This window comes from Paenibacillus camelliae (assembly GCF_023715345.1).
Classification (GTDB): domain Bacteria; phylum Bacillota; class Bacilli; order Paenibacillales; family Paenibacillaceae; genus Pristimantibacillus; species Pristimantibacillus camelliae.
The window spans coordinates 58,310-69,520 of record NZ_JAMBNY010000012.1 but is presented as its reverse complement, the minus strand read 5'-3'; the positions used below and the strand labels follow the sequence as shown (position 1 = coordinate 69,520).

Annotated in this window: 11 protein-coding genes; 9 read left to right on the top strand and 2 right to left on the bottom strand. The window is 41.4% G+C overall.

Annotated features, from left to right (window positions below; translation table 11 throughout):
- Nucleotides 1-24: 24 nt before the first annotated feature.
- From M3180_RS17085 to M3180_RS17060, 6 genes are all read left to right on the top strand, one after another.
- Nucleotides 25-1,086 (top strand): Gfo/Idh/MocA family protein, encoded by a 1,062-nt coding sequence (locus tag M3180_RS17085; protein ID WP_251669718.1) that lies wholly within the window; start codon nt 25-27, stop codon nt 1,084-1,086.
- Nucleotides 1,083-1,964, top strand: coding sequence for a Gfo/Idh/MocA family oxidoreductase (locus M3180_RS17080; protein WP_251669717.1), 882 nt, complete (start codon nt 1,083-1,085; stop codon nt 1,962-1,964). The genes M3180_RS17085 and M3180_RS17080 overlap by 4 nt, the downstream gene beginning before the upstream one ends.
- Nucleotides 1,961-2,818, top strand: coding sequence for a sugar phosphate isomerase/epimerase family protein (locus M3180_RS17075; RefSeq protein WP_251669716.1), 858 nt, complete (start codon nt 1,961-1,963; stop codon nt 2,816-2,818). Before M3180_RS17080 ends, M3180_RS17075 begins: the two co-directional genes overlap by 4 nt.
- A 28-nt stretch (nt 2,819-2,846) precedes the next feature.
- Nucleotides 2,847-3,743 (top strand): sugar phosphate isomerase/epimerase family protein, encoded by an 897-nt coding sequence (locus tag M3180_RS17070; protein ID WP_251669715.1) that lies wholly within the window; start codon nt 2,847-2,849, stop codon nt 3,741-3,743.
- A 417-nt stretch (nt 3,744-4,160) separates the two neighbouring features.
- The gene (locus tag M3180_RS17065; RefSeq protein ID WP_251669714.1) at nt 4,161-4,460 is read left to right on the top strand and encodes a DUF2089 family protein; all 300 of its coding nucleotides are present in this window, start codon (nt 4,161-4,163) and stop codon (nt 4,458-4,460) included.
- Nucleotides 4,460-4,750 carry a hypothetical protein gene (locus M3180_RS17060; RefSeq protein ID WP_251669713.1) on the top strand — a complete coding sequence of 97 codons (291 nt, stop codon included), beginning with the start codon at nt 4,460-4,462 and terminating at the stop codon, nt 4,748-4,750. The genes M3180_RS17065 and M3180_RS17060 overlap by 1 nt, the downstream gene beginning before the upstream one ends.
- A gap of 204 nt (nt 4,751-4,954) precedes the next feature.
- On the opposite strand, the gene M3180_RS17055 is transcribed toward M3180_RS17060, so the two are convergent.
- On the bottom strand, nt 4,955-5,518 hold the full coding sequence (locus tag M3180_RS17055) for a hypothetical protein (protein ID WP_251669711.1): 564 nt from the start codon (nt 5,516-5,518) through the stop codon (nt 4,955-4,957).
- 586 nt (nt 5,519-6,104) lie between these two features.
- Between M3180_RS17055 and M3180_RS17050 the strand changes: the two genes are divergently transcribed.
- A complete protein-coding gene (locus M3180_RS17050; RefSeq protein ID WP_251669709.1) occupies nt 6,105-7,046 on the top strand; it encodes a hypothetical protein in 942 nt (313 codons plus the stop codon).
- A gap of 117 nt (nt 7,047-7,163) precedes the next feature.
- On the opposite strand, the gene M3180_RS17045 is transcribed toward M3180_RS17050, so the two are convergent.
- Nucleotides 7,164-7,487: a hypothetical protein gene (locus M3180_RS17045; RefSeq protein ID WP_251669707.1), complete on the bottom strand. Its 324-nt coding sequence runs from the start codon at nt 7,485-7,487 to the stop codon at nt 7,164-7,166.
- Between the two features lie 196 nt (nt 7,488-7,683).
- Here M3180_RS17045 and M3180_RS17040 point away from each other — a divergent pair, with 196 nt between their 5' ends.
- Nucleotides 7,684-9,492, top strand: coding sequence for a sensor histidine kinase (locus M3180_RS17040; RefSeq protein WP_251669705.1), 1,809 nt, complete (start codon nt 7,684-7,686; stop codon nt 9,490-9,492).
- Nucleotides 9,473-11,026: a helix-turn-helix domain-containing protein gene (locus tag M3180_RS17035; protein ID WP_251669704.1), complete on the top strand. Its 1,554-nt coding sequence runs from the start codon at nt 9,473-9,475 to the stop codon at nt 11,024-11,026. Before M3180_RS17040 ends, M3180_RS17035 begins: the two co-directional genes overlap by 20 nt.
- The last annotated feature ends 185 nt before the right edge of the window (nt 11,027-11,211 follow it).

Here is an 11,211-nt window from a genome sequence, read left to right as displayed (position 1 = left end):
ATCAAGCTCAGGAGGCTGGCAAAAATGAAAAAATTAAAGGTAGCAGTTATCGGTTGTGGGCAAATTGCACGTACGCAGCACGTACCATCATATGTGAAAAGCGGCTTAGCTGACATTAAATACTTGGTAGATGACGTCATTGAGAGAGCAGAGGAGCTAGCTGCTGAATATGGCGTCCCTCATCCGACCTCTGATTTGGCGAAGGTGCTGGCTGATCCGGAAATCGATGCGATCTCCGTATGTACACCGAATGCTTCGCATGCTCCTATTACGATTGCAGCGTTGAATGCGGGTAAGCACGTGCTTTGCGAAAAGCCAGCTGCGTTATCCTATGCGGAAGCAACTGAGATGAAGCTGGCAGCAGACCGTAACAACAAAATTCTTAACATTGGAGTCGTTAATCGCTTCAATACAGCGGTCAACAAAATTAAAGAGCTTATAGATGCTGGTGAGCTTGGCAATCTCTATCATGTGTATTGCTCCTTCCGTTCACATCGCTCAATTCCAGGATTAGGCGGCCCATTTACAATGAAGGAGAAATCAGGCGGCGGCGTACTAATCGATTGGGGCGTGCATTTCCTTGATCTTATCTTCTATATTCTAGGTAATGACATTAAGGCACATACCGTGTCAGGTGCAGCTTATGGTGAGCTAGGGCGCAATATTAAAGAGTATGCTTTTACGAGCATGTGGGCAGGCCCACCATTGCTAGACGGAACGTTTGATGTTGAGGATTTCATTACGGGGCTAATCCGCACGTCGGGTCCAACGATTAGTATGAACGGAGCTTGGGCACAGAACATTGGCGAGAAGGCGATGTTTGTAGAATTTTTAGGAAGTAAGGCTGGAATCAAGCTGCAATATGGCGGTGAATTTACGTTATATACAAGTAAAAATGGCATGCTATATGAGACAGCGGCAAGCTTTACACATGAGGATATGTTCGCAGCTGAGGTTAAAGCTTTTCTAGAGTCGATTCAATCGATGGAGAAAAATCGTGCCAATATCGATCATACGTTGGTGACAACTCAAGTGATGGATGCTCTCTACGAGTCCGCTGCTATCGGAAAAGAGGTTACTCTATGAAAAAGATAGGCTTCATAGATTACTATCTAGATGAATGGCATGCTAACAACTATCCAGCATGGATTGCCGAGCGGGCTAAGCAGCTTGGGCTAGAATGGGAGGTTGCCTACGCATGGGCAGAAATCGACAAGCCTAACGGTATGACATCGGAACAGTGGTGCATCGAACAAGGCGTGCAGCAAGTAGCGACGATTGAGGAGCTGATCGAGCGATCTGATGCAATCATCATCCTATCGCCTGACCATCCGGAGCATCATGAACGTCTTGCTCAGCTCCCTCTACAATCTGGCAAGCCCGTCTATATGGATAAGACGTTTGCACCTGATCTAGCGACTGCACAGCGTATATTCAAGCACGCGAAGGAAGGGAATACACCGCTATTCTCAACATCAGCACTACGCTATGCGCTTGAAATTCAAGATCATGCGGCGAGAATCGAAGCGGATGCTATTGAATACTTAGCCGTAGCTGGACCAGGTAGATATGAGAATTATGCTGTTCATCAGTTTGAAATGATCGTAACCTTGATGGGAACGACCTATAAACGAATAAAGAGTCTATCGACTGAAAATGGACGCCTTCTCATTGTAGAGCTGCCGGATGGGCGGCAGGCCTCATATCTTCAGATGAAAAGCGCACCGTTTCAGGCTATTATTCAACGGAGTAACGGTGAAGGAAGCCTTATTGCTCAATGCTCGAACATGTTTGAGCAGCTGATGGATGCTATATTAAAATTCTTCGAGAATGGCAAGCCGCCGGTACAGCCAGAGGAGACGTTGGCAGTCATTGCGCTTATCGAGGCAGGTCAAACCGCTCTTGCACATCGCGATGAGTGGATCGAGATAGCAAGTCCGGTAGAGGAGGCGAGCGAACAATGAAGCTAGGAATAAGCACGTACAGCCTTCATGGCGCTTACAAGTCAGGTGAGCTTACGCTAGAAGGAGTTATTGAAACGATTGCGGAGCTTGGTGCAGAGCATGCAGAGATCGTCCCGATTGGATATAACCTTGTTGAGCAGGCTGAGCTGATCGAAGTCATCAAGCAAACAGCAAACAATGCAGGGTTAGAGCTGTCTAATTACGCCATTGGTGCTAACTTTTCTGGCCTAGATGAAGAGGAAAGAGAGCAGGAGATTGCAAGAGTTAAGCGAGAGGTTGATGTGTGCGCAACGCTCGGTATTAAGCGTATGCGTCATGATGTAGCGAAAAGTGATGACCTATCGATCGGCAATTTTTTAGAAGAGCTGCCAGGACTCGTTGATGCATGCCGCCAGATCGCTGATTATGCTGCAGCTTACGGAATTACAACGAGTATTGAGAACCATGGATTTTTTGTTCAGCATAGTGAGCGAGTGCAAGCAATTGTTGGTGCAGTGGCACGTGACAATTTCCGTACGACGCTTGATATCGGTAATTTCCTATGTGCCGATGAGGATCCTGTGATCGCGGTTGCTAACAATATTCATCTTGCTTCGATGGTGCACTTTAAAGACTTCTATGTTCGCTCAGCACGAATCAAGCCTGGTGCAGGCTGGTTCAGCTCCTCGGGTGGAAGATGGCTCAGAGGCGCTATCGTTGGGCAAGGTGATATAGATATGCCAAGCATTGTTGAGATCGTTAAGCGTAGTGGCTATGACGGTTATATATCTATAGAGTTTGAAGGAATGGAAGAATGCAAGCTAGGTACAAAGCTTGGCTTCGATTATGTGAAACGGATGTGGGATGAGCTTTAATCTGAAAATTAAGGAGTGTGAGAATACGATGACAAGGCCAATCATGACTAATAAAATTGGTGTTATTGTTGACAGCTTTGGTGTTGGAGTGAAGCAAGGGCTGCTCAAGGCAAAGCAATTGGGTGCAGATGGAGTGCAAATTTATGCAGTAAAGGGAGAGTTCGATCCTGCGAACCTATCAGCAGCCGCGCGCAAGGAATGGAAGGATTACATCTCATCCTTAGGTCTAGAAATCTCTGCTTTGGTAGGCGATCTTGGTGGTCATGGCTTTCAGGACCCTGCTCAAAATAAAGAAAAAATTGAAAAGTCCAAACGGATTATGGAGCTCGGATTGGAGCTTGGCACGAACATTGTAACTACGCATATCGGAATCGTGCCAGAGGATAAGAATAGTAGAATTTATGCGACGATGCATGAGGCTTGTGAGGAATTAAGCAGCTATGCCAGCGGATTAGGTGCTTATTTTGCGATAGAAACAGGTCCAGAAAGAGCAGTACAGCTGAAATCATTTTTAGATGGCCTTGGCTCGAAGGGAGTCGCGGTTAATTTCGATCCCGCCAATATGGTCATGGTTACAGGTGATGATCCGGTGCAGGGGGTATATACGCTGAAGGATTATATCGTTCATACGCATGCTAAGGATGGCATTAAGCTGGCTGCTGAAGTCGACCCTAGAGAAGTTTACGGTGAATATGGCTACGAATCAGAATTAGACCACGACAAAATTGCCGAGATGGCAACGAGCGGTCCATCCTTCCGTGAAGTACCGCTTGGAGAAGGCAAAGTACAATGGAACGACTATTTACAAGCGTTAAATGATATTGGCTACAAGGGCTATTTGACGATAGAACGAGAGGTAGGCACGAATCCTGAAGCGGATATTGCGCTAGCGGTCAAATTCCTGAAGTCATACCGTACAACGTAGGTTGGTTGATAAAGTTAAAGCTTGTTCTCTTAAACTAGACAATCTGTTTGGAAGCAAGGCATGGAGGCTGAAATTGCGCTCTGTGCCTTGCTTTTGTTTTAAGTCATTATAGTTGAATAACGATGCTTGTACATAATTGATTTGGACGATACGCTGTTTCAAACGAATAGGATTGTAAGAGAAGGAACAGATGCTTACTTTTTGGAAAGACTAGTCGAAAATATATTGGGGAAGGTCACTACTCGTACGTGTAGCTCTCATTAAAAGGGACGATCGGTCAATATCGTCCTTTTGTGGTCTTCTAATAACTATCAATAAAAAATGAAAAGATTAATAAAATTAAAATAAACTTGATTTTTATTTAACTATAAATTAAAATATAAATAAATTTAATTAATGTGAGGTGGAGGTGAAGGAATGGAAAGTAAAGATATTCCTAGTTGGATTTATGCATTAGAAAAAGAGGATATAGAGTTTATCAAAAAATTTGTCATTCATTCAGGCTCATTAAAGGAAGTTGCAAAGCTTTACGAAGTGTCTTATCCAACTGTGAGAATCAAGCTTGATCGTTTAATTGAAAAAATCAAATTAAATGACGAAACGGAAAATGAAGACTTTATTCAGTTTGTAAAACAGCTTGTTATTGATGATCGAATTGAATTAGAAGAAGCAAAATTAATTATTGAGAAATATAAAAAAGAAAGGAATGAAAATTAATGTTTGGATTTGGAGATATAGCAGATGTATTTATTATTGCAGCTTGTTTAGGGGGGCAATATTTTTTAGCTAGCCGTCATCATATATTTTGGGGTGCATTACTACCTGCTGCTTTTGTCATTTGGAGAGGGACGCTACTTTTCACAACGAATAATAACGTTTTAGCACAAATACTAATTATAGCTGTTGGACTTGCCTTTCTTTTAGGACAATGGGTACAAGGGAGAAAAGCATTTAAAAACAAACAAGAAAAAGAGCTGCTCAAAATGAAAGCACACGACATCGTATAGAGAGCAATATAGTGAAACAACTGAACTTATAGTTTACGTGGATGTACGAATTCAGAACAATACGCAGATGTGAAGATCTTAAAGAGCGATTCTGTTGAAGTAGGGAGAGAGCTGCTCACGGTTTTGGTATAAATATAAGCGGAGACAAGGCGAGGCAACAAATCACATTTGTTGTCCTCGCCTTATTTGCTTAGTTTGTGATTACTAGTGATTACCCTCATACCTTTCAATGATTGAATGAATCGCAGTTAGTATTTCTTTCGATTTCGAGGAGTTTTCATCTGTAAATAGATTAGAAGGAGCATGGTCGAATACCTCTAATAGACTGAGTACGGAGTCATAATATTTAATGTAAGAATCGTCTAGCTTATCAATACCGATATTCTTAATCTCAGTTAACGAATTAAACATTAAACTAATAAATCTGGATAAAGGTTTTTGCAATTCGTCTCGCACGATAGCATCTAAAGTCGTCTTATTAATATTATCTTGATTTAGTGTGCTATAGATGGTCTGATTATTGCGACTTAGAAATCCATCTATACGCCCTTCCAAATACTCGATGTTTTCTCGCTCTTGATCATCGACAATGAACTGTAAGATGACTCTATATTCGTGGATAATCTCTAATAATTCTAATCGGAAATTATTTTCATTCGAAAGGATTAACTGAACGTTCGAATAGTTATTCGATTCATCTTTCGTGCTACAACCCGTAAGCATGGAAAACAAAATGGTAACACATAAAATGAGTTTTGCTTTTCTCATTAAGTTACTCCTTTTAGGTTGCTATATTTTTATATAGCTCTTTAGCTTCTCACTGGAGCTGCAGTAGTCTACCATTATCTTACAGCAAAAATTAGACGTTACAATTAGTTATCATATAATAGATGTAAGTAAAAGAGAACAATCATGCTGGATTGCTCTCCTTCTTTCTCCATAGGCGGTAAAGTCCTTGAATTAAGGTAATAAAGGCAATGAGCTCTATAGCTGTCAGCATAGTGTGTATGATACTAATAAGCTGCCCCCCACTTATTCCAAACAAGTCTTGAGCCGATATAATAATCCGTTCGGATAATAGAGAGATGAAAAATTTTATAATCTCGACGACTATTAATAATAGAAAAAAAACAGTGCCTTCTCGAAAAGCGTGCTTGCTGCTTAAGATTAGTCCGACAATAAAACAGATGAATAATATAATAGGAAATGCAAATTGCAAATAATTGATAAAGATAGCAAATCACCTCTTTCATATAATTTTAACCATAAATTTCATTATTTTCTACTATATGAATCCAATAATTAAATTTTACGTATTAAACATAAAAGATTCGGTAATGGGAGGCGGTACTTGATGGCGATAGATTTTAAGCAGTTGATTGAAACAAAGGAACGGTTGCATGAGCATTCACGGTTGGAAAGCAGACGACAGCTGCTAGCTCAGCGCATGAGAGAGCAGGAAGCGCTAATTATTGAGCTTAAGGTGAAGCTTGATATGGAGCAGCGGGATGTAGAGAAGCTAACAACAATGTCGCTAACGAATTTATTTCATACTATTTTGCGCAGCAAAGAGGAGCAGTTAGAGCTTGAACGTCAGGAGGCCTTGGCAGCAGCGTTGAAGCTGCAGGAAGCTGAGCAAACGCTGGCAGAGTTAAAGGAAGAGCAGAAAGAGAACGGCTTGAAATTAGCTGAATTGGCTAATGCAGAATCCGAATACAACCGACTAATGCACGAAAAGGAAGAATGGCTAAGAACATGCCCGCAATCAGCGCTTGAGCTTGATGAGATGGAGCTGCTAATTGCAGAAAAAAGTCTGTTGCTTAAAGAGCTGCGTGAAGCACTATCGGCTGGGAAAAGTGTAATGTCACACCTAAGTGATGCTTCCAATAGCTTAGAGAAAGCTGAGAACTGGGGAAATTGGGATATGTGGGCAAACGGCGGATTAATAAGCACTCATATTAAGCACGAACATATCGATGATGCGCGCAGCTATATTCATAACGCTAATCGACAGCTAGAAGTCTTCCATAAGGAGCTTGCTGATCTGAAGCAAGCTATTGATGTTCAAGTAGATATAGGCGGAATACTTAAAATGGCTGATTACTGGTTTGATGGGTTAATTGCGGATTGGATTGTGCAGGGTAGAATCAACGATGCTCAGCAGCAGACATTGAATGCTCTTCATCAAGTAAGGATGGTCGTTAATACACTTGAAGCTAGTATACGGGCAGAAGAAAATGAGTTGACGATGATGTATGAGAAACGTAAGCTTTGGATTGAGCAAGCCAGCCTGTAACACAATAGATAAATTGTTCACTCAAGATCTGCAGTGAGCATGCAGAAACAATATATCCATGTACATAACAAAGCACTCCTTACAGCTCACGACTGTAGGAGTGTTTTGTTTATGGTGCTAACGATGGAAATTAGCTTTTTTACTACTCCACAGATTGTAGAGCCCAATGACTAGTATGACGTAAGCACTGATTTCGACCAATAATATCACTAGATTATGAATACTTATGAATAAGCCTATGCTTATATCGAATGCTCGAGATTGTAGCATACGATTGATAAATTGCGGAGAGATGTAAGAGTAAGCCTTCAGCAAGATCATCATGCTAAAGAAGATGAGTCCAGCCTTGAACGAGTTTTTCGCACATTGAATAATACCCAATACTAATAGTACGATAAAAGCAATAAGAATGATGATGTACACAGCTGTAATTAAATACATATTAATCACCTCCTATACTGTATAGGGATCGATGCAGAGTCTGTATAATAACGATGCCTATTATCACTCTATAATCATCCGTTATGTTCCAATAATGAAGTAAACTGCAAATTAGCTCTTCTATCCATTTCTCTCATTGCTATGCTACAATGAACTGCGAATACTGACATGTTTGCATACTGGGGAGGATGCTTGAATGAAGCTTATTAAAGGAAGCATCATATCTAAAATTATTATTAGCTTAATTATTGCGACCACTATACCATTTATTATATCCAACTATTTGTCTTATCAGATTACAGGTAAAGAGATCAAGAAGCAGTACGTAGAACTGAATCAAAATTCAATGTCGATTACGATGTCCGCGTTACAATCCTATCTCCATGATTTGTCGTTGCTTGGCTTATCGTACTTCTCTGATCCTGCGCTTGTAAGACTGCTTTCATCGACAGAGCCACAATCACCGGCAGAAAGCGTATATATTGCGCAAAGGCTTGGGCAAATTTATGCAAATTACGGGGAAGTAGGCACGGTCTCCTACAAGAGTGCACTTACGAATAAGCAATTCAATATTCGCAATACTTACAATTCGAAAATTACGATACCTGACTTTCGAAATGGAGAGCTGTCGTATGCTCATAGCGAGCTTCAGCATCCCTTTCAAGTAACGAATATTAATCGCGAGCTAAGACTGCGCGTGAATAAGCCCTTCATTGATATATCTACTCGAGACGTTATCGGGATCACGACATTTGATGTGAAGACCACGCAAATACAGAGCATGCTTGCATCGTTAACGACAAGCGAGCAAGGTCCGGTATACATGTTTATCGGTAAGGAGATGGAGCTGCTCTATGCAACGGAGAGTGAAGCAGTTTCATCATTAACAGAACATAGCTTGGCTTGGCATAATGAGCTTGAGGCAGCATTGCAGGCTTCGAGTATAGGCATATCCAAAGGGGAATTACAAGCGAAGGAAGGCAGCTATGTCTATTATCGGGAAACAGTAGATAATGGCTTGACTGTGACACTTGTGAAGTTCATACCGCAAGCACTCATTAATGAGGCACTTACCGCTGCATTAGGCAAGACCTTGTCGATTCAAGTGATCTCGATTGTATTTGTTTCGATATTGGCAGCAATCATTTCGTATTATATGCTGCGCAGAATTAAGCATATGCTGCGAAATATAAAAAAGCTGCAAATGGGAAATTTCCGACTAATGAAGAAGGCTGCCCCTGCCACGCCGGATGAGCTTGACCTTCTAGAGATTCGGTTTCAAGAAATGGCGATTGAGCTGGATGAGCTGTGGAATAAGCAATATCGTCATCAGCTAGAGCTGTCTCAGGCAAGACTAAAAATGCTGCAGGCACAAATTAACCCGCATTTCTTCTACAACACATTGCAATCGATTGGCACGCTAGCAATTAAATCTAATGCTAGTGAGGTGAGTGATCGATTGGCTGAATTTGCCGCATTATTCCGTTATTCTATGGATATTGAAAAGGAAGATGTGCTGCTATGGGAGGAAATCGAGCATTTGAAGCATTATATGGTGCTGCAGCAGGGACGATATAAGCAAAAGCTCCAATTCGAGCTGAAGTGTCCTGAAGAAGCACATCACATTCACGTACCGAAGATGATGCTGCAACCGCTTATTGAAAACAGTATTATCCATGGGTTGGAGCGTGGGCAAGGACATATTCATATCGTTGTTGATATTACATTGTCTCAGCATGACATGTTAGTTGAAGTAATAGATAATGGAAAAGGCTTTACAGAGCAGCAAATTGAGCAAGTAAAAGCAAGCTACGTTGAGCAGCAGGTTATCGTAACAGAAAGACAAGGAATTGGCTTGTCCAATGTACTAAAAAGATTATCGCTGTATTATGGCCGAGCGTTCCAATGGTCTATTGAGAGCAAGTCTTATGAGCGCACAGTTGTAGCATTACGGTTGCCAATCGAAACACCTAGGGGGAACGAGCATGAAGCTGCTGATTGTTGATGATGAAGAGCATGTGCGTGAGGGCATAGAGCTTTCCATTGATTGGTCAAAGCACGGGATTAATCAAATACTAATGGCTGACAACGGCCTAGAAGCACTGGAGCTGGTTAGGCAGCATCATCCAGAGCTAATCATCTCGGACATGAGCATGCATATTATGGATGGTCCACAGTTTCTAGAGAAGCTAAGAGAGGAAGGTTGGACATCCAAGGTTATTGTGTTGAGCGGATATCAGCAGTTTACTTATACACGCGCAACACTGCTTGCCAATGGTATAGATTATTTGCTTAAGCCATTCAAAATTAGCGATCTTGATCAAGCGATTGAGAAGGCATGCAAGCAAATAAGAGAGGAACAGCAGGCACGGCTTAAAGAGCTAAGCAACAATTTTCGTTTAAATGAGGTAAATAATATAGTTAATGAACAGCGCTTTGCAAGCCTAATCGAGGAAGAGCAGAACGGAAGCCGTGCGATTTCAGACTTCTTAGCTACCTTAGGCATTGACCCTGATCGTTTCTATGTCATCACATATCTACCAAGAAATAAAGATGCTATCGTTAAACAATATTATGAACGCGACGAGCAATTGTTCAACTTTGCCGTCAAAAATATAATAGAAGAGTTATTCACGCCGCTTGGAGCTTGGTATTCGCTACAGTACCAATCATTCATTATATTGTTTGTTAGCACGAGAATGCTGCCCGATGACATCGAGAAATCTGTTTATAGACTTCAGGAGGCATGGCAGCGCACGCTTCGACTTTCCTCCTTTGTAGGCTTTCGCAGTGTAGCTTTAGCCGCAGATAAGCTTCAGCAAGTATTGCTTGAGGAGAAGTCCGTGATCCTCAATAGCAATGTCCTTAGTAGCTCGAAGCAGATTGAAAAGTCCGAGGCATCCTTGTTTTTCATTGATAAGGAGCGTGTTATTGTAGAAGCCGTTCGCTCAAAAAATAAGCAATACCTTCATGAGCTGGTCGATGAGTTTACACGTGAATTGACGGCCGGGGGCCGATTAACGTTAAGAGAGCTGCAGCATTATACGGTGGAGATAAATTTGCTATTGATGCGTATCTATGTTCAATTAAGTGATGATCGTTTTCATGCTACGATGCCTTTATGGCTTGCTCAGATGGAGGAATGGTCAGCGAGACTGAAGCAGACCTTTAGCGACATTGTCGAGCTTATCGATTACAGTAAAGTTGAGAGTGGTTCTGTACAATCAATTGCTGCCGTTCGTAACTATATAAACGACCACATGAAGGAAGATATTACTCTGGCAAGTCTTGCCGAGCAATTTCATTTCTCTCCTCAATACTTAGCTAAGCGATTTAAGGAAGAATATCAGACAACGATTATGAATTATTTATCTCAGCTTAGAATGGATAAGGCCTGCTCACTGCTAGTACACACTGACTTAACGATACACGAAGTAGCAGAGGAGAGTGGCTTCGAAGAGCTTAATTACTTTAGCAAGGTGTTCAAAAAGCATATAGGCATGACGCCTACCGCTTATAGAAAAACGTATAAGCCGTAATACTTAATACTTATTAGCATCCAGCAAGCAATAAATGACAAACTCTTACTGAATTTGTAGGATTGTCACTGTTGCTGGATGCTTTTATTTATTTACTCGGACAGCAGATTCAAAAATTACTCATTTAGGTGAATATAACACCTGTGGTCAGTAGATGATAAAAAATATAATTAAAAGGAAGATAA